At 74.2% G+C, this 20,587-nt stretch carries 3 protein-coding genes; 2 read left to right on the top strand and 1 reads right to left on the bottom strand.

Features of this window, described 5'->3' with window-relative positions:
• Positions 1–35: 35 nt before the first annotated feature.
• A complete protein-coding gene (gene mpaM / locus OO70_RS51640; RefSeq protein ID WP_051742460.1) occupies positions 36–890 on the top strand; it encodes a daptide-type RiPP biosynthesis methyltransferase in 855 nt (284 codons plus the stop codon).
• A 21-nt stretch (positions 891–911) separates the two neighbouring features.
• Here the strand turns inward: mpaM and OO70_RS49250 are convergent, their stop codons facing one another.
• Complete coding sequence (locus OO70_RS49250) at positions 912–1,388, bottom strand: nuclear transport factor 2 family protein (RefSeq protein ID WP_158711662.1); 477 nt, start codon at positions 1,386–1,388, stop codon at positions 912–914.
• Between the two features lie 128 nt (positions 1,389–1,516).
• On the opposite strand from OO70_RS49250, the gene OO70_RS56505 reads away from it, so the two are divergent.
• Positions 1,517–20,554 carry a type I polyketide synthase gene (locus tag OO70_RS56505; protein WP_051742457.1) on the top strand — a complete coding sequence of 6,346 codons (19,038 nt, stop codon included), beginning with the start codon at positions 1,517–1,519 and terminating at the stop codon, positions 20,552–20,554.
• Positions 20,555–20,587 lie beyond the last annotated feature (33 nt).

The following is a 20,587-nucleotide window of genomic DNA, read 5'->3' as shown; positions in this document are numbered from 1 at the left end:
GCCAAATCCTGCCCATGCGAAAAAGGGGTACCCACATGTCCGACGGCCTCCGCATTCTCGGAACAGCCTCGCACGTCGCCAACCTTCTCGGCGGCGACTCCAGCGTCCACAGCCTGTACGGCCCCGAGGGATCGCCGGTCTACCACTTCCTCACCCGCTACGACGAGGCCGACGCCGAGGCGATGCTGGCGGTCGCCCAGGGCCGCAAGGGGACGCTGCTCGAGCTGGCGTGCGGCTCGGGACGGCTCACCTTCCCGTTCCTGGAGCAGGGGTTCGACGCAGTCGGCCTCGACATGTCGCCGTACATGCTGAGCCTGTTCGCCGAGCGCCTCGAAGAGGAGAAGGAGGACGGCTCCGACTACACCGGTCAAGTCGCCACCATCGAGGGCGACATGACGTCGTTCTCCCTCGACCGGACCTTCGACTTCATCACCCTCGGCGCGAACGCGATCAGCTACCTGGAGAAGGAACAGCGCGCTTCGCTGTTCGCCTCCGTGCGCGCCCACCTCGCCGAGGACGGCCGCTTCCTGATGACGCTCATCGAGTTCCCCGGCATCGAGGAACGCTCGGAGCCGTTCGAGACCCAGGCGATCGTCGCGACCGGCGCCGACGCCGACATCCCGATGTTGCTGACCCTGCTCGACTACGTGGACCCGGTGGAGATGGTCCGGTCCAGCAACTTCCTCGCCCACCGCGTCGAGGACGGCAGGGTCATAGACTCCAAGATCTTCACTGCGCTGTCCGGCGTGCTGCCGGCCGCCCCGCTCCGTGCGGAGATCGAGGAGGCCGGCCTGCGAGTGCTGAAGCAGCACGAGGTGGTCAGCCAGTTCCAGATCCAGGCGTCCTTCGCGATAACGCCGCAGATCTACCTGCTCGAAGTGGCCCTGTAGTCCGTGCCCTTCCCCGGGGCCTCAGGCCTCGGGGAAGGTCTGCCCGAGCTCGGCGAAGGACTCCCCGCCGTGCTCGCCCCACAGATGCGTGATGGCCTCCAGCGTGCAGTAGTCGCGGAACAGCACGATCTGGCCGTCGCGGATCCGGAGGACCTGGATGTAGGGCGCGTGGAAGTGCTCGCCGGTGACGGTGTCCTCGGTCGTGGACGTGAACTCCGCGATGACGACCTCGGGGTCGTCGGTCTCGTAGACGGTCTCGTCGAGATGGCCGAGCAGGCGCCGGGTCCCGCGGGTGGCGTTCTGCAGGGCCGCCGAGATGACGGCCCGGATCGTCTCCCTTCCTTCGAACCGGCGCGGCAGGCCGTTCGGCGAGAACGGCACCTCCAACACGCCGTCCTCGGCGAACAGGTCGGCCTGCCCGTCGGCATCGAGCCGGGAAATGCGTTCCTGCTTGAGCTTGAAGATCTCACGGGGCGTCAGGTCTCGGTCATGATTCATGGACACATCGAACAACAAGCCACTAAACACACCCTTTGAGCGCCCTAAAACGATCTTGCCGGTGCCTGGTCGGTTTGATATCGAGAAAGGCACCGGATATCACGTCGTCCGACTCTAGGGACCAAGAGATGAATGAGCCCATCGCCATTGTTGGAATTTCTTGCCGATTTCCCGGGGGTGACGGCCCCGAGCAATTCTGGCGGCTGCTGCGCGACGGCCGCTGCGCGATAGGGCAGGCTCCGGAGGGCCGCTGGGACGACGTCGAGCTCCCGATGCGCACGGGCGGGTTTCTCGACCGGATCGACGGCATGGATCTGGGCTTCTTCGGCATCTCGCCGCGCGAGGCCTCGGTCATGGACCCGCGGCAGCGGCTCATGCTGGAGCTCGGCTGGGAGGCCCTGGAGGACGCGCGGGTCCTCCCCGACGAGCTGCGCGGCTCCCGGACGGGCGTCTACGTCGGGGCCATCTGGGACGACTACGCCGCCCTGCTGCGTGATCTGGGCGGGCCGACCCCGCACTCGCTGACCGGCACCAACCGCGGGATCATCGCCAACCGGCTGTCGTACGTGCTCGGCCTGCACGGACCGAGCATGACCGTCGACACCGGGCAGAGCTCGTCGCTGGTCGCGGTCCGGCTGGCCTGCGAGAGCCTGCTGCGCGGCGAGTCGGAGTTCGCACTGGCGGGCGGCGTCAACCTGAACATCCTCGGCGAGGGGACGCTGGCCGCGCTCCGCTTCGGCGCCCTGTCCCCCGACGGCCGGAGCCGCGCGTTCGACGCGGACGCCAACGGCTACGTGCGCGGCGAGGGCGGCGCGGTGGTCGTGCTGAAGCCCCTCGCGCGGGCGATCGCGGACGGCGACCGGATCTACTGCACGGTCCTGGGCGGCGCGGTCAACAACGACGGCGCCACCGACGGGCTGACCACTCCGAGCGCCGAGGGCCAGGCACAGGTCCTGCACGACGCCTACCGGGACGCCGGGGTCGCGCCCGCCGACGTCCAGTACGTCGAGCTGCACGGCACCGGCACGAAGGCCGGCGACCCGATCGAGGCCGCCGCGCTCGGCGCCGTCCTCGGCCCGGACAGGGAGGGCCGGCTGCTCGTCGGCTCCGCCAAGACGAACATCGGCCACCTGGAGGGCGCCGCGGGCATCGCCGGCCTGGTCAAGACCGCCCTGAGCCTCCTGCACCGCGAAATCCCCGCGAGCCTCGGCTACGAGACCCCGAACCCCGCCATCCCGCTGGACGAACTGCGCCTGACCGTCCAGACCGAGCGGTCGGCGTGGCCCGGCGCGCACGGCGACGCCCTCGCCGGCGTGTCCTCCTTCGGCATGGGCGGCACCAACTGCCATCTCGTCCTCGGCGCACCCCCCGTACCCGCCCTGCCCGTGGAGCGGCCCGGCCCCGCGACCGTCCCCTGGCTGCTGTCAGGACGGACGCCCGCGGCCGTCCGCTCACAGGCCGCAAAGCTCGCCGCCTACCTGGACGAACAGCCCACCCCGACCGCCCGGACGCAGACCGAGGAACCCGCCGGCCTCCTGGATGAGCGGCCAAGGCCGTCCGTCGTCGCGGTCGCCGCCGCTCTGGCGACCACCCGCACCGCTTTCGAGCACCGGGCCGCGGTGCTCGGATCCGACCGCGACACCCTCACCGCGGGCCTCCGTGCCCTCGCCGTCTCTGACGAGGGGCTGACGGGACGGGTCGACGGCGGGGCGACGGCGTTCCTGTTCACCGGGCAGGGGGCGCAGCGCGTCGGCATGGGGCGTGAGCTGGCCGCGGCGTTTCCCGCGTTCGCCGAGGCACTGGACGCCGCCGCCGGTGAGCTCGACCGGCATCTGCCGCGCGGGCTGCGGGAGATCATGTGGGCGGAGCCGGGCGGAGCCGACGCGGCGCTGCTGGACCACACGCTGTACACGCAGGCCGCGCTGTTCGCCGTCGAGGTCGCGCTGTATCGGCTGGTGGAGTCGTTCGGGGTGCGTCCCGAGTACGTCGCGGGGCACTCGATCGGCGAGTTCGCCGCCGCGCACGTCGCGGGCGTGCTGAGCCTGGCGGATGCGGCGCGGCTGGTGGCGGCGCGCGGGGCGCTCATGGAGGAGCTGTCCGAGGGCGGCGCCATGATCGCGGTCCGTGCCTCGGCCGAGGAGGCCGCCGGGGTGCTGACGGGCGGGGTGGGGCTGGCAGCCGTCAACGGGCCGCGCTCGGTGGTGCTGTCGGGGCCCGAGGACGAGACCGTCCGGGCGGCGGCCGCGCTGGAGGAGCGCGGCCACCGGACCCGGCGGCTGCGGGTCGGCCGCGCCTTCCATTCGGCACTCATGGAGCCGATGCTGGAGCGGTTCGCCGAGGTCGCGGCGTCGGTGGAGTTCCGGCCGTCCCAGCTGCCGGTGGTGTCGATGCTCACCGGACGGCCCGTGGACGACGAGCTGCGGGACCCCGCGTACTGGGTGCGGCAGATCCGGGAGCCGGTGCGGTTCGCCGACTGCGTGTCCTGGCTGCGGGAGGCCGGGGCCCGGACGTTCCTCGAGCTCGGGCCCGGACGGGTGCTGACCGTCCTCGCCGAGGAGAACCTCGACGACGGCGCGTCGGTGTTCCTGCCCACGCTCCGCGACGGGGCGGAGGAGCACGCGTTCGTGACGGCACTCGCGGGCCTGCACGTCCACGGCGCCGAGATCGACTGGCGGTCCCTGCTCGGCTCCGAGACGACCGATCTTCCCACGTACGCCTTCCAGCGCAGGCAGGTCTGGCCCGACCAGGCGAACCTGCGGACGAACAGCCATGCACCGGTCGTATCGCAGGAAGCGTCCGAGGATGCCGGGGAGGAGCCGTCCGAGGACGGGCCGTACGGGCGGGACGCTCTGGGGGCGCTCAGCGGGGCCGAGGCCCGGCGGAGGCTCGCCGACCTGGTCAGGGTCTGCGTGGAGACGGCGCTCGGATACGGGCCTGAGGACGCCCTCGACACCGGGCTGACCTTCAAGGAGCTGGGGTTCGACTCCGCGACCGGGGTCGATCTGCGCGGCAGGCTCCAGGCGATGAGCGGCCTGCGGCTGCCCGCCACCATGATCTTCGACTGGCCGACTCCGGAGACCCTCGTCGACCATCTCGTCGAGGAGCTGCTCGCGGCGCCCAACGACGACGCCCCGACCCTGCCGGCGGCGCGCGCCGACGAGCCGATCGCGATCGTCGGGATCGGCTGTCGTTACCCGGGCGGCGTCCGGTCCGCCGACGACCTGTGGCGGCTCGTCGACGAGGGCCGGGACGCGATCACCGAGTTCCCCGGCAACCGCAGCTGGGACCTGCGATCCCTGCTCGGCGACGCCGCCGCGCCCGGTGGCTCCACCACCCGGCACGGCGGGTTCCTGCACGATGCTGCCGCCTTCGATGCGGCGTTCTTCGGGCTCAGCCCGCGCGAGGCCACCGCGATGGACCCGCAGCAGCGGCTGCTGCTGGAGACCGCGTGGGAGACCTTCGAGCACGCCGGAATCGACCCGACGGGCCTCGCCCGCCGTCCGGTCGGCGTGTTCGTCGGCGCGACGGCGCACGGCTACGGCCCCGAGCTGCGCGAACCCGTCGACGGCTACGACGGGTTCCGGCTGACGGGCAGCACCGTCAGCGTCGCGTCCGGGCGGATCGCCTACACCTTCGGCTTCGAGGGCCCCGCCGTCACGATCGACACGGCCTGTTCGTCCTCGCTGGTGGCGTTGCATCTCGCGGGGCGCGCGCTGCTGGCGGGCGACTGCACGATGGCGCTGGCCGGCGGGGTGACGGTGATGAGTTCGCCCGGCATGTTCCTGGAGTTCAGCCGCCAGAACGGCCTCGCCCCCGACGGCCGCTGCAAGCCGTTCGCGGCCGCCGCCGACGGCACCGGCTGGGCCGAGGGTGTCGGCCTGGTCCTGCTGGAGCGCCTGTCGGACGCGGAGCGCCTCGGCCACACGGTCCTCGCGGTCATCAAGGGTTCGGCGATCAACCAGGACGGTGCGAGCAACGGGCTGTCCGCGCCGAACGGTCCGTCCCAGCAGCGGGTGATCGAGCGTGCGCTGGCCGGCGCTGGCCTGACCGCCGACGAGGTCGACGCGGTCGAGGCCCACGGCACCGGCACGACCCTCGGCGACCCCGTCGAGGCGCAGGCGCTCCTCGCCACCTACGGCCGCGACCGCGCCGGCGGGCACCCCGCCCGCCTCGGCTCGATCAAGTCGAACATCGGCCACACCCAGGCCGCCGCCGGCGTCGCGGGCGTCATCAAAATGGTCCAGGCGATGCGCCACGGCACCCTCCCGAAGACCCTCCACCTGGACGAGCCCACGCCGCACGTCGACTGGACCACCGGCGCCGTCACCCTCCTCGCCGAACCGGCCACCTGGCCCGACACCGGCCGCCCGCGCCGCGCCGCCGTCTCCTCCTTCGGCATCAGCGGCACCAACGCCCACCTCATCCTCGAACAGTCCCCCACCGGGTCGGCCGCCTCCAGTGGGGAGGCCGCTTCCGGGCAGGGGACGGACGTCGTATTGCCGGTGTCGGCGAAGGAGACGACGGCGCTGCGGGCTTCGGCCGGGTTGCTGGCCGGTCATCTTGGTGGGCGGGACGGGCTGGTGCCCGGGGATCTGGTGGGGGGGCTCGCCGGGAGGGCGCAGTTGGCGCGGAGGGCAGCGGTCGTCGTCGGGAGAGACGACAGGGAAGGTGCGATCGAGGCGTTCGAGGCGTTGGCGGCCGGGCGGCCGCATCCGGCGGTGGTGCTCGGGCCCGAGACGCAGCCTGCGGGGAGCGGGACCGTGTTCGTGTTTCCCGGGCAGGGGTCGCAGTGGGCCGGGATGGGGTTGCGGCTGCGGGAGGAGTCGGCGGCGTTCGCGGCCGCGCTCGACGACTGTGCGCAGGCGCTCGAACCGCATACCGGGTGGCGGCTGCCCGATGTCCTGGCGCTGCCCGAACTGCCGGGGGGAACCGACGTGGTGCAGCCCGCGCTGTTCGCCATGATGGTGGCGCTCGCCCGGCTCTGGCAGCATCACGGGGTCGAGCCCGACGCCGTGATCGGGCACAGCCAGGGAGAGATCGCCGCCGCGCACATCGCCGGCGCGCTCAGTCTGGACGACGCAGCGCGGGTCGTCGCCGTCCGGGCGCGTGCGCTGCTCGACCTCGCCGACACCGGACGGATGGTCTCCGTCCCGCTCGACGCCGGCTCCGCCGAGGCCCTCATCGGCCGGCTCGGCCTCACCGGGGAGCTGCACGTCGCGGCCGTCAACGGGCCCGCCCTGACCGTGGTGGCCGGGACGACCGCCGCCGCCGGGACGCTGCTCGCCCACTGCGCCGCCGAGCACGTCGACGCCCGCATGATCCCCGTCGACTACGCCTCGCACACCCCGCTCATGCGCCCGCTGCGCGCCGATCTCCTGGCCGAGCTGGGCGACGTGACCGCGATGCCCGCGCGGATCCCGTTCCACTCGACCCTCACCGGCGGCCTCCTGCCCGACACGACCGTCCTGGACGCGGCCTACTGGTACGACAACCTCGCCAACCCCGTCCTGTTCCTGCCGACGCTCACCGCACTCGCCGAAGACCACACGCTGTTCGTCGAAGCGAGCCCGCATCCGGTGCTGGCGCCCGCGATCCGGGAGACCGCCGACGCGCCGGTCTCGGCGCATCCGACGCTCCGCCGCGACGACGGCGGCCACCGCAGGTTCCTCGCCTCGCTCGCCGGTTTCCGCCTGCACTCGGCCAAGCCCGGCTGGCCCGCGCCGCGCCGCCCGGAGATCCCGCTGCCGTCCTACCCGTTCCAGCCGGTCCGCTACTGGCTGGACCCGGCCGGCGACGGCAACGCCGCGGGCACCGGCCTCGACCCGTCCGACCATCCGCTGCTCGCGACGGCCGCCGTGCTCCCCGACGGCCGCTGGCAGGCGACCGGCGTGCTGTCGCCCGAAACGCCCGCGTGGACGCCCGACCACGCCGTGCACGGCGTCCCGCTGCTGCCCGCGACCGCGTTCCTCGACCTGGCGCTGCACGCGGGCGACGTCACCGGCTGCCCTGTCGTGGAGGAGCTGACCCTCCAGGCACCGCTCACCCTGACCGACCCGTGCGACCTGCACGTCTCGGTCACCGCCCCGGACGACCGGGAGCGCCGCAGGATCACCGTTCACTCCCGTCCGCGTTCGGGCGGCGGCTGGACCGAGCACGCGTCCGGGACCCTCGTGCCCACCCCTCCGCGGGCTCTGCCCGCCCACACGTCCTGGCCGCCGGACGGCTCAGCCGCCGCCGACGTCACCAGCCTCTATCCGGCGCTCGCCGACCGTGGCTACGGTTACGGCCCCGCCTTCCAGAACCTGCGCGAGTTCCGCACGCGCGGCGCTGAGCTGCACGCCCTGGTGCGGCTCCCGTCCGACCTGCCCGCCGGACGGCACGGGCTCCACCCGGCACTGCTGGACGCCGCGCTCCACGCCCTGCTGCGGGCGACCGTCCTCGACGGCGACGGCCCCGTCAGCCTGCCGTTCTCCTGGTCCGGAGTCCGGCTGTGGGCGACCGGCGCGGAGACCCTGCACGTCGTGCTGACACCGCTGCGGCCCGGCGCGGTCTCCCTGCACGCCGCCGACCCGTCGGGACGGCCGGTGCTGACCGTCGCCGAGCTGACGCTGCGCGAGCAGGCCGGCGGCCCGGCCCCCGCCCGGACCGCGGACGACCTGTTCGACCTCGGCTGGCTGCCCGCCGGGCTCCCCGGCGCGGACCGTCCGGCGCCGCTCCGGCTCGACGGGCCGCTCGCCGATCTGGCGGCGGCCGTCGAAAGCGGGACGGTCGAAGCCCCCCTGGACGTCGTCGTGCCGCCCGCGATGATCACCGCGACCTGTGGCCGCGAGCTGGACGACTGCGACTGCCCCGACTCGGTCGCCACCGCCACCACGGCCGCGCTGGCCCTCCTCCAGGAGTGGCTGGCCTCGCCCGCCCTGCACGGCGGCACCCTCACCTTCTGCACCGTCCGCGCGCACCGGCTGCCCGGCGACGACCATCCGATCCACCTGCCGCACAGCGCGGTGTGGGGTCTGGTCCGGTCCGCGCAGAACGAGAACCCCGGCCACTTCCAGCTGCTGGACGTCGTCGCCGACGTGCCCGGGGAGATCGCGGCCGCCGTCTCGGCCGCCCACGCCCTCGACGAGAACCAGCTGGCGCTGCGCGGCGGGGTCGTCCACGTGCCCCGCCTCGCCAAGGCCGCCGCCGGACGGCTCCTGCCGCCCGCCGGGCCGTCGTGGCGGCTGGACATCACCGGCCTGACCGGAACGTTCGATGATCTCGAAGTGGTCCCGTCCGACGCGCCGGACGTCCCGCTCGGCCCCGGCGAGGTTCGGGTCGCGGTGCGGGCGGCGGGCGTCAACTTCCGTGATGTGTTCGTGTCGCTCGCCATGCGCGAGGGCGAGACCGGGCTCGGCCTGGAGGGTGCGGGCGTCGTCCTGGAGACGGGGTCGGAGGTGACCGGCCTGGCGCCCGGCGACCGGGTGTTCGGGCTGTTCTCCCACGCGTTCGCGCCGTTCGCGGTCGCCGACGCCCGGCATCTGGCGCCGCTGCCGGAGGACTGGACGTTCGAGCAGGGCGCGTCGGTCCCGATCGTGTTCCTCACCGCCTACCACGGCCTCGTGGATCTCGCGCAGATCAGGCGCGGGCAGCGGGTGCTGGTGCACGCGGCGGCGGGCGGCGTCGGGATGGCGGCCGTCCAGCTGGCCCGGCATCTCGGCGCCGAGGTGTTCGGGACGTCGAGCGCCGGCAAGCGGGACGCCCTCGACGCCCTCGGCCTGGACGAGGCGCACCGGGCGGACTCGCGGAGCCTGACGTTCGAGGACACGGTCCGCGAGTCGACCGGCGGCCGCGGCGTCGACATCGTGCTGAACTCGCTGGCCGGGGAATACGTCGACGCCTCGCTGCGGCTCCTCCCCCGGGGCGGCGCGTTCGTCGAAATCGGCAAGACCGACATCCGGGACGCCGGGGCCGTCGCCGCCGACCATCCGGGCGTCGCCTACACCGCGTTCGACCTGCTCGTGGTGGATCCGGACCGGGTCCAGGCGATGATGGGTGAGCTGTCGCGGCTGTTCGCCTCCGGGACGCTGCGGCCGCTGCCGGTCCGCGCCTGGGAACTGGCGGAGGCGCGGGCAGCGCTCCGCCACCTGCAGGAGGGCGCGAACGTCGGCAAGGTCGTGCTGACCCCGCCGCGGGCCCTCGACCCGGACGGCACCGTCCTCATCACCGGCGGCACGGGCACGCTCGGCGGCCTCGTGGCCCGGCATCTGGTGACCGTCCACCGCGCCCGGCGGCTGCTGCTCGTCGGCAGGCGCGGCCCGGACGCTCCCGGCGCGGCCGAGCTGGTCGAGGAGCTGGAGGGCCTGGGGGCGCGGGTGACCGTCGCGGCCTGTGACGTGGCCGACGCCGTCGCCCTGGACACGCTCCTGTCGGGGCTCTCCGCCGAACATCCACTGACGGCGGTCGTCCACGCGGCGGGCCTGCTCAGAGACGCGCCGATCACCGGCCTGACCGAGGAGGCCCTGGAGGAGGTGATGCGGCCGAAGATCCACGCCGCCTGGAACCTGCACCAGCAGACCTGGGACCTCGATCTGGCCGCGTTCGTGCTGTTCTCGTCCGCGACCGGGGTGCTGGGCAACCCCGGGCAGGGCAACTACGCCGCCGCCAACACCTATCTCGACGCGCTCGCCCATCTGCGCCGCGGGCACCGGCTGGCGGCCCTGTCGGTGTCGTGGGGCCTGTGGGAGCGCGGCAGCGGGATGACCGGCGAGCTGACCGACGCCGACCGTGCCCGGCTGCGCCGGGCGGGCCTGACCCCGCTGGCCGACGATCATGCCCTCGCGCTGCTGGACACGGCGCTGCGGCTCGGCAGCCCACACGTGGTGGCGACGCCGCTGCCGCCAGGGACCGCGGCCGCGCATCCGTCGCCGCTGGTGCGCGGCCTGGCGCCCGCGGCCCGGCGGGTCGCGGCGGCGGGCAGCGCCCCCGACGCGACGGGCTGGGCGGGCCTGATCGCCTCCCTGCCGGAGGACGAACGGTACACACGGGTGCTCGGCGAGGTCCGCGACCAGGTCGGGATCGTGCTGGGGCATCCGTCGCCGGAGAGTCTCGACACCGGGCAGGCATTCCGGGAGATCGGATTCGACTCGCTGACAGCGGTGGAGCTCCGCAACCGGCTCAACGCGCTGACCGGGCTGCGACTGCCGACGACGGTCGTGTTCGACCGGCCCACCATCGACTCCCTCACGCGGTTCGTGCTGGAGGAGCTGTCCGGGAGCGTCCCGGCCGCGCCCACGGCCGCCGTCGCGGTGGCGGCCGACGACGATCCGATCGCGATCGTCTCGATGAGCTGCCGTTATCCCGGCGGGGCGGACACCCCCGAAGCCCTGTGGCGGCTCGCCCTGGACGGCATCGACGCCATCGGGGCGTTCCCCGCCGACCGGGGCTGGAGCGCCGAGCTGTTCGACCCCGACCCCGACCGTCCGGGGACGTCGTACGTCCGGGACGGCGGATTCCTCTACGACGCGGGCGGGTTCGACGCCGAGTTCTTCGGGATCAGTCCGCGTGAGGCGCTCACCATGGACCCGCAGCAGCGGCTCTTCCTGGAAACCGCGTGGGAGGCGCTCGAGAACGCCGGGATCGACCCGGCGGAGCTGCGCGGCCGTCCGGTCGGCGTGTTCGCGGGCGCCATCGCCCAGGACTACGGGCCGCCCATGCACCACGGCCCGCGCGACGTCGGCGGCTACCTGCTGACCGGTTCGATCACCAGCGCGATCTCGGGCCGGGTCTCCTACACGTTCGGGTTCGAGGGTCCCGCCGTGACGGTCGACACCGCCTGCTCGTCGTCGCTGGTGGCGCTGCACCTGGCGGCACGTTCGCTGCGGTCGGGCGAGTGCGAGATGGCGCTGGCGGGCGGCGTCACGGTGATGAGCTCGCCGGGCATATTCCTGGAGTTCAGCCGCCAGCGGGGCCTCGCCCCCGACGGCCGGTGCAAGCCGTTCTCGTCCGCCGCCGACGGGACGAGTTTCGCGGAGGGCGCGGGACTGGTCGTCCTGGAGCGGCTGTCGGACGCCGAACGCCACGGGCACACCGTCCTCGCGGTCCTGAAGGGATCGGCGATGAACCAGGACGGCGCGAGCAACGGGCTGTCGGCGCCGAACGGGCCGTCGCAGGAGCGGGTGATCGAGCAGGCGCTGCGCGACGCCGGGCTGACCGCCGGGCAGGTGGACGCCGTCGAGGCGCACGGCACCGGCACCACGCTCGGCGACCCGATCGAGGCGCAGGCGCTGCTCAACACCTATGGCCGCGGCCGTGACGACGCTCCGCTGCGGCTGGGGTCGATCAAGTCGAACATCGGGCACAGCCAGGCCGCCGCCGGCGTCGCGGGCGTGATCAAGATGGTGCAGGCGATGCGGCACGGCACGCTGCCGAAGTCGCTGCACGTGGACGCGCCCTCCCACCACGTCGACTGGGAGTCCGGCGCGGTGGAGCTGCTGACCGAGACGACTCCGTGGCCCGACACGGGACGTCCGCGCCGGGCGGCGGTGTCGTCGTTCGGGATCAGCGGCACCAACGCGCATCTCGTGCTGGAGCAGGCTCCGGAGCCCGTGCCGGTGGACGCCGGTGGCACCGAGGTCGTGACGGTCCCGCTGTCGGCGCGGACTCCGCAGGCGCTGCGGGACGCGGCCGGGAGGCTCGCGGCCCATCTCGCCGTACGGCCCGAGGCGGCGCCCGGCGGGCTGGCGGCGGCGCTGGCGCGGCGGCGGCCGCTCCAGCACCGCGCCGTGGTGATCGCCGGGCGCGACGACCGGGCTGGGCTCGGCGAGGCCCTCGCGGCGCTCGCCGCCGGTGAGGAGCATCCGGCCGTCGTCACCGGGGTTCCGGGGGCGGGCGGGCTCGTGTTCCTGTTCAGCGGGCAGGGCAGTCAGTTCTCCGGCATGGGACGTGACCTGCATGCCGCGTTCCCGGTGTTCGCGGCCGCCTTCGACGAGGTCTGTGCGGCGTTCGGGCCGCATCTCGAACGGCCGCTCAAGGACGTCGTGTTCGGCGACGACGACGCGATCAACGACACCGCCTACGCACAGCCCGCGCTGTTCGCCCTCCAGGTCGGCCTCTTCCGGCTGCTCGAAGGGGACGGCGTCGCGCCCGACCAGTTGCTCGGGCATTCCATCGGCGAGCTCACGGCCGCCCACCTCGCCGGGCTCTGGACGCTCGACGACGCAGCCCGGCTGGTCGCGGCACGGGGACGGCTCATGAGCGCGCTCCCCGCCGGCGGAGGCATGCTGACCGTCCAGGCGGGCGAGGCGGAGCTGGCACGTTACCTGGACGGCGTCGAGGTCGCGGGAGTGAACTCGCCGCGTTCGACGGTGCTGTCCGGGCCGCTCGACGCCCTCGACCGGGTGGCGGCGCGGCTGGCCGAGGACGGCATCGACGCGCGCGGCCTGGTGGTCAGCCACGCCTTCCACTCGGCCCTCATGGAACCCATGCTCGCCGACTTCCAGGCGATCGCCGAGACCGTCACCTGCCACCCGACCCGGCTGCCGGTGATCTCGAACGTCACCGGTTTGACCGCCACCGAAGAGCAGCTCACCGACCCCGCCTACTGGGCCTCCCAGATCCGCAGTGCCGTCCGCTTCCACGACGGCCTCACCCACCTCCACACCCAACACACCCCCACCCTCTACCTCGAACTCGGACCACGCCCCACACTCACGACGCTCACCGAACAGTCCCTGGACGGCACGGCCGCCGTGTTGCCGGTGCTGCATCACCGGAAGCCGGACGTCACCGCATATCTGACGGCCTTGGCGGGCCTGTACGTTCGGGGCAGGGCCGTGCTGCCCGTGGGCGGCCCGGTGCTCGACGTGCCGCCGCCCGCTTACCCGTTCCAGCGGACCCGGTACTGGCTGACCGCGGCGAACGATGCCGGAGACGTCACCGGGCTCGGGCTCGGCGCGGCGGGGCATCCGCTGCTCGCCACCGAGACGACGCTGCCCGACGGCCGCTGGCAGGCGACCGGCAGGCTCTCCCCGGAAGGCCTGCCGTGGCTCGCCGACCACGCCGTCCACGGTGCGCCGCTGCTGCCCGGCACGGCCTTCCTCGACCTGGCGCTGTACGCCGGGCGGGCCACGGGCTGCCCCGCCGTCGAGGAGCTCACCCTGCGCAGCCCGCTGTTCCTCGAACCCGGCCGTCCCCGCGACGTGCACGTCACCGTCGCGGCCCCCGACGAGCTGGGCCACCGCGCGCTGACCCTGCACTCCCGGACGGGCGCCGACGAGGAGTGGACCGAGCACGCCTCAGGCCTCCTCGCCCCCTCCGGAGACCTTCCCGAAGCGGCGGACCCGCCGTCCGGCCATGCCGAGGCCGTCGACCTGACGGACCTGTACGAGCGGCTCGCCGACCACGGCTACGACTACGGCCCGGCGTTCCAGAACCTCCACGAACTGGAGCGCGACGGCGCGGTGTTCCACGGGACGGTCAGGCTCGGGCCCGACCACGACACCGCCGGGTTCACGGTGCATCCGGCATTGCTGGACGCCGCGCTGCACCCCCTGGCCGTCCAGGGCGTGGCGGACGGCGCGCACCCGCTGCCGTTCACCTGGCGTGACGTGCGCGCCGTCCCTTCGGACGCGGCCGAGCTGCGGGTGCGGATCGCCCCGGCAGGGCCGGGCGCCGTCGAGGTCACGGTGACCGATCCTGTCGGCCTGCCGATCCTGTCCGTCGGGGAGTTGTCGACCCGCCCCGTCTCGGCGGAGGAACTGCAGCGGGTCTTCTCCGGCCGGAACCCGGTGCCGCTGACGACGGTCGTGTGGGAGCCGGTCGGCTCCGGCGACGCCGGCGGGACGGTCGGCGGGGTGCTGGAGGTCCCGTCCGGGCTGGAGCCCCTCGCCACGGCCGGGCACGTCCTGGACGCGGTCAGGTCCTGGCTCGGCGCGGACCACGACGGGCCGCTGCTGGTCGTCACCCGACCGGCGGACGGCGCCGATCTGGGGCAGGCGGGCGTCCCCGGGCTGATCAGGTCCGCGCAGTCGGAGCATCCCGGTCGGATCGTGCTGCTGGACGCCGACACGGACGTCACCGCCGAGCTCGCGGCGGCCGCGATCGGGACCGGCCGTCCCGAGCTGCGGCTCCGCGACGGCGGGTTCCGCGCGCCCCGGCAGGCCGCCGCCGCGCCCGGGACCGGGCGGTTCCGCACCGACGGAACCGTGCTGATCACCGGCGGGATCGGGGCGCTCGGCGGGCTCGTCGCCGAGCACCTGGCCGTCCGGCACGGCGTCCGGCGCCTCCTGCTCACCGGGCGTCGCGGCCCCGCGACGCCGGGCGCGGCCGACCTCAAGGCCCGCCTGGAAGGCCACGGCGCCGAAGTCGTGATCGCCGCCTGCGACGCCGCCGACCCCGGCGACCTCGCCGCGCTCCTCGCATCGATCCCGGCCGAGCACCCGCTCATCGCCGTGATCCACGCGGCGGGGACGCTGCGTGACGCGCCCCTGGACCGGCAGACACCGGAGCATCTCGCCGACGCGTTCCGGCCCAAGATCGACGCCGCCTGGAACCTGCACCGGCAGACCCGCGACCTCGACCACTTCGTCCTGTTCTCGTCCGCGGCCGGGTTCCTCGGCACGCCGGGGCAGGCCAACTACGCGGCGGCCAACACCTGCCTCGACGCCCTCGCCCACCACCGCCACGCCGAAGGCCTTCCCGCCACCTCGATCGCGTGGGGGCTGTGGCAGGAGGCGGGCGGCATGACGTCGCGGCTCACCGACTCCGACCTGGCCAGGCTGCGGCGGGCGGGGATCGTCCCGCTGACGGCCGAGCAGGGTCTCGCCCTGTTCGACGCCGCCCTGGCCGCCGCCGAACCGTATGTGATCGCCGCACCGCCGCCGAAGAAGGCCGCGCCGCCGCGCACGCGGGGCGGCGGCCTCGCCGCACGGCTCGCCGGATGCGCCGAGGCCGAGCAGGCCGAGATCCTCGCCGAGGTGCTCCGCACCGAGGTCGGCACCGTCCTCGGGCTCGGCCGCGACGCCGTCCTCGACCCGGACCTGCCCTTCCGCGACCTGGGATTCGACTCCCTGGCCGCCGTCGAGCTCCGCAACCTGCTGGCCAAGGCGACAGGCCTCAAGCTGCCGTCCACGCTGGTGTTCGACCATCCGACGGCGGGCGCCCTCGCCCGACATCTGCGGGCTGAGCTCACGGGGGCCGCCGGAGCGGGCGCCGTGGTCAGGTCCCGGACGGCCGATCCCGGCGAGCCGATCGCGATCGTCGGGATGGGCTGCCGCTACCCCGGCGGGGTCAGGTCGCCGCTTGACCTGTGGCGTCTGGTGGAGTCCGGCGGCGACGCCATCGGCCCGTTCCCCGCCGACCGCGGCTGGGACGACGACCTGTTCGACCCCGACCCGGAGCGGACCGGAAAGTCCTACGTCAGGCACGGCGGCTTCCTGTACGGGGCGGGCGACTTCGACGCGGCGTTCTTCGGGATCAGCCCGCGTGAGGCGCTCGCCATGGACCCGCAGCACCGGCTGCTGCTGGAGATCTCCTGGGAGTCCCTCGAAAGCGCCGGGATCGACCCCGGCACGCTGCGGGGACGTTCCGTCGGGGTGTTCACCGGCGTCATGTACGACGACTACGGCCAGCGGGTCGCACGGTCGTCGGGGTCGTTGGAGGGCTATCTCGTCAGCGGTAGCGCCGGGAGCATCGCGTCCGGCCGGGTCGCCTACACCTTCGGGTTCGAAGGACCCGCCGTCACCATCGACACCGCCTGTTCCTCCTCGCTGGTCGCGACCCATCTCGCTGCGCAGTCCCTGCGGTCCGGCGAATGCGAACTGGCGCTCGCGGGCGGTGTGACGGTCATGGCGACCCCGTCGGTCTTCCTGGAGTTCAGCCGCCAGCGGGGCCTGGCGCCCGACGGCCGCTGCAAGCCGTTCTCGGCGTCCGCGGACGGGACCGGCTGGGGCGAGGGCGCGGGCGTGCTCCTGCTGGAGCGGCTCAGCGACGCCCGCCGTAACGGCCACGAGATCCTTGGCGTGATCCGCGGCACCGCCGTCAACCAGGACGGCGCGAGCAACGGGCTCACCGCCCCGAACGGCCCGTCGCAGGAGCGGGTGATCGGCCAGGCGCTGGCCGGCGCGCGGCTCACAGCCGGCGAGGTCGACGCGGTCGAGGCGCACGGCACCGGCACCGCGCTCGGCGACCCGATCGAGGCGGGGGCTCTGCTCAACACCTACGGGCGCGCGCACTCCGCCGACCTGCCGGTCTACCTGGGCGCGATCAAGTCGAACCTCGGGCACACGCAGGCCGCCGCCGGAGTCGCCGGAATGATCAAGATGGTGCAGGCGATGCGGCACGGCAGCCTGCCGAAGACCCTGCATCTGGACGGGCCCTCGCCGCACGTCGACTGGTCCGCCGGGCACGTGGCCCTGCTGCCGGAGACGACGCCGTGGCCGGAGACCGGACGGCCGCGCCGCGCGGCGGTGTCGTCGTTCGGGATCAGCGGCACCAACGCGCACGTGATCCTCGAACAGGCTCCCGGGGCCCCGGCCGCCGTCGAGCCGGAGGCCGGGCCGGTGCTGGTGCGCCTGTCGGCCAAGGATCCGGCGGCGCTGCGGGAGGCAGGGGCGCGGTTCGCCGGGCATCTCGCGGAGCATCCCGAGGTGACGGCGCGCGAGCTGGCGGCGGGGCTCGCGGCCCGGCCGCTGTTCCCCCACCGGGCGTCGGTGGTCACCGGCGATCCTTCGACGAGGCTTGCGAGGCGTTCGGGCCGCATCTCGAACGGCCGCTCAAGGACGTCGTGTTCGGCGACGACGACGCGATCAACGACACCGCCTACGCACAGCCCGCACTGCGTCCGCCCCGACCAACTGCTCGGACACTCCATCGGCGAACTCACCGCCGCCCACCTCGCCGGACTCTGGACCCTCAACGACGCCGCCCGGCTCATCGCCGCACGCGGACGGCTCATGAGCGCACTCCCCCCCGGCGGAGGCATGCTCACCCTCCAGACGAGCGAGGCCCAGCTGCTCCCCCACCTCGACGGCACCGGCATCGATGTCGCGGGCATCAACTCGCCCCACGCGACGTCCATCAGCGGCCCCCTCGACGCCCTCGACACGCTCACGGACCAGCTCACCGCCCAGGGCATCACCGCACGCCGCCTGATGGTCAGCCACGCCTTCCACTCGACCCTCATGGAACCGATACTCGCCGACTTCCAGAAGATCGCCGAAACCGTCACCTACCACCCGACCCGACTTCCCGTCATCTCCAACATCACCGGTTTGACCGCCACCGAAGACCAGCTCACCGACCCCGCCTACTGGACGTCCCAGATCCGCAGCACCGTCCGCTTCCACGACGGCCTCACCCACCTCCACACCGAACACTCTCCCGCCCTCTACCTCGAACTCGGACCGCGCCCGACGCTCACCACCCTGGCCAAGCAGAGCCTGGACGGTGCGGTGACCCAGGCCGTCCTCGATCACCGCAAGGACGACGCCACCGCGTTCCTGACGGCGCTCGCGCACACCGGGGCGGCGTGGAAGGCTCCGGCTGTCCGGCCCACGGTGCCGCTGCCGACCTACCCGTTCCAGCACCGCCGCTACTGGCTGACCGGCGACACCGCCCCCGCGACCGCGACCGGTCTCGGACTGGCCGCCGCCGGGCATCCGTTGCTCGGCGCGGCCGTCGAACTGCCCGACGAGACCGTCGTTCTCACCGGGCGGCTCTCGACGGGAACCCATCCTTGGCTGCTCGACCACGCCGTCCACGGGACGCCGCTGCTGCCCGCCGCCGCCCTCCTCGACCTGGCGCTGCACGCCGGGCGGGCCGTCGGATGCCCGGTCGTCGACGAGCTGACGCTCCTCGAAGCCGTGTTCGTCGCCCCGGAGACACCGCTCGACCTGCACCTGATCGCCGGACCGCCGGACCCGGCCGGGACGCGCCCGCTCACCGTGCGCTGCCGTCCCAGCGGCTCGGACACCCCCTGGACGGCGCACGCCACCGGCACGCTCACCTCGGTCGAGCCCGCCCCCGTGCCCGTCCCGGACGTCCCGGACGACGCGCGCCCCGTGGACGTCAGCGGGCTGTACGAGACGCTCGCCGCCCACGGCTACGACTACGGGCCCGCCTTCCAGAACCTGGCCGGGCTGAGCGAGTCCGGCGACGCACTGCACGCGACCGTCCGGCTCGGCGAGGACACCCCCACCGCCGGATTCGGCGTCCATCCGGCGCTGTTCGACGCGGCGCTGCATCCACTGGCGCTGCGCGAGGCGTCGAACGGGGGACGGCTGCTGCTGCCGTACTCCTGGTCGGGGGTCGTCCTGCACGCGGCGGACGCGACCGAGGCGCGGGCCGTCATCGAACCGGCCGGCGGCGACGCCCACCGGATCGTCCTCGCGGGCGCCGACGGCCGGCCCGTCCTGACCGTCGGATCCCTGTCCGTTCGCGCCCTGCCCGACGGGGCCCTCGCCGGACGGCACCGCGACCCCCTCTACGAGACCGCCTGGATCCCGGCGTCGGCCTCGGCCGACCCGCAGGAATCCCCGTACGTCCTCCTGCCCGTCCCCGACGAGCCGCGCGAGCCGCTCGCCGTGGCGTCGGCCGCGCTCCCGGGGCTGCGTGACCTGCTCGACGGAGACGCCCGCATCGTCGTGGTCACCTCGGGGGCCGTCGTGGCCGGGCCGGGTGAGGACCCGCGCCTGGACCACGCGGTGCTCTGGGGCCTGGTCAGGACGGCCCAGTCCGAGCATCCCGGACGGATCGTGCTGATCGACTCCGACGGAACCGCGGCGTCCGCCGCCGCCCTCGCCCCGGCGATCGCGTCGGGCGAGCCGCAGCTCGCACTGCGGGACGGCCGTGCCCTGGTCCCCCGGCTGACGCCCCTGACCGCCGCCCCGGACGCCCCGCCGCCGTTCACCCGGCCGGGCACCGTCCTGATCACCGGCGGCACCGGGGCGCTCGGCGGGCTCATCGCCGAGCACCTGGCCGTCCGGTACGGCGTCCGGCGCCTCCTGCTCACCGGGCGGCGCGGCCCCGACGCCCCCGGCGCGGCGGACCTCGCCGCCCGCCTGGAGGAGCACGGCGCGCACGTGACGATCGCCGCCTGCGACGCCGCCGATCCCGGCGACCTCGCCGCGCTCCTCGCGTCGGTCCCGGCCGAGCACCCGCTCACCGCCGTGATCCACGCGGCCGGAGTGCTCCGCGACGCCCCGCTGCACGCCCAGACCGGCGACCACCTCGCCGACGTGTTCCGGCCCAAGATCGACGCCGCCCGGAACCTCCACCGGCAGACCCGCGACCTCGACGCCTTCATCCTGTTCTCGTCTGCCGCGGGACACCTCGGCACGCCGGGGCAGGCCAACTACGCGGCGGCCAACACCTACCTCGACGCCCTCGCCCACCACCGCCACGCCCAGGGCCTCCCCGCCACCTCCATCGCGTGGGGGCTCTGGGACCAGGGCGGCATGGGCGGCGCTCTGTCGGCGGCGGCGCTGGCGCGGCTCGCCCGCTCCGGCATCGTCCCGCTCCCGCCCGAGCAGGGCCTCGCCCTGTTCGACGCCGCCCTCGCGGCGGGCTGTCCCGTACCGGTGCCGATCGGCCTCGACACGGCGGCGCTGCGGGGCTCCGACACCGAAACCCTCCCCGCCGTGCTACGGGGCCTGGTGCGGAGCCGCGCCGTCCGGCGAGCGCCCGCGGCACTCTGGACCGACCGGCTCACCGGCCGCCCCGCCGACGAGCAGGAGGGCCTGCTGGTCGGCCTCATCGGCGGGGAGGTCGCCGCGGTCCTCGGCCTCGACGGCACCGCGTCGGTCTCCCCCGACCGTGGCCTGTTCGACCTGGGCCTGGACTCGCTGACGGCGATGGACCTGCACGGCCGGCTGTCCCGGGCGACCGGGCTGAAGCTCCCGTCCACGCTGGTCTTCGACTATCCGACCCTGCTCCAGCTGGCGGGCCATCTCCGGGGCGGCCTGGACTCCGGACGTCCGGACGGGGCCTCGCCGCTGACGGCGCTCGCCGAGCTGGAGGCCGCTTTCGCCGACCTGCCCGACGACCCCGAGCTGCGGTCCGCCGCGGCCCGGCGGCTGCGGGATCTGGTGGACCGGCTCGGCGAACGTCCCGGGACCGGCCCGGCCGACCGGTTCAGCGGGGCCGACGACGAGGAGCTGTTCGCCTTCCTCGACGGCCCGGCCGACTGACCGCCCGTCCGGGCCCGGCGACCGCCGGGCCGG

It is taken from the genome of Streptomyces xylophagus (assembly GCF_000716435.1).
GTDB classification, from domain to species: Bacteria; Actinomycetota; Actinomycetes; order Streptomycetales; family Streptomycetaceae; genus Streptomyces; species Streptomyces xylophagus.
Note: the sequence above shows the minus strand (reverse complement) of the source record. Positions and strands in the feature narration are given on the sequence as shown.

Bases quoted from the DNA above. Each gene is read 5' to 3' on its own strand.
- mpaM (WP_051742460.1), top strand. From the start codon at position 36: ATGTCCGACGGCCTCCGCATTCTCGGAACAGCCTCGCACGTCGCCAAC.
- OO70_RS56505 (WP_051742457.1), top strand. From the start codon at position 1,517: ATGAATGAGCCCATCGCCATTGTTGGAATTTCTTGCCGATTTCCCGGG.
- OO70_RS49250 (WP_158711662.1), bottom strand. From the start codon at position 1,388: ATGAATCATGACCGAGACCTGACGCCCCGTGAGATCTTCAAGCTCAAG.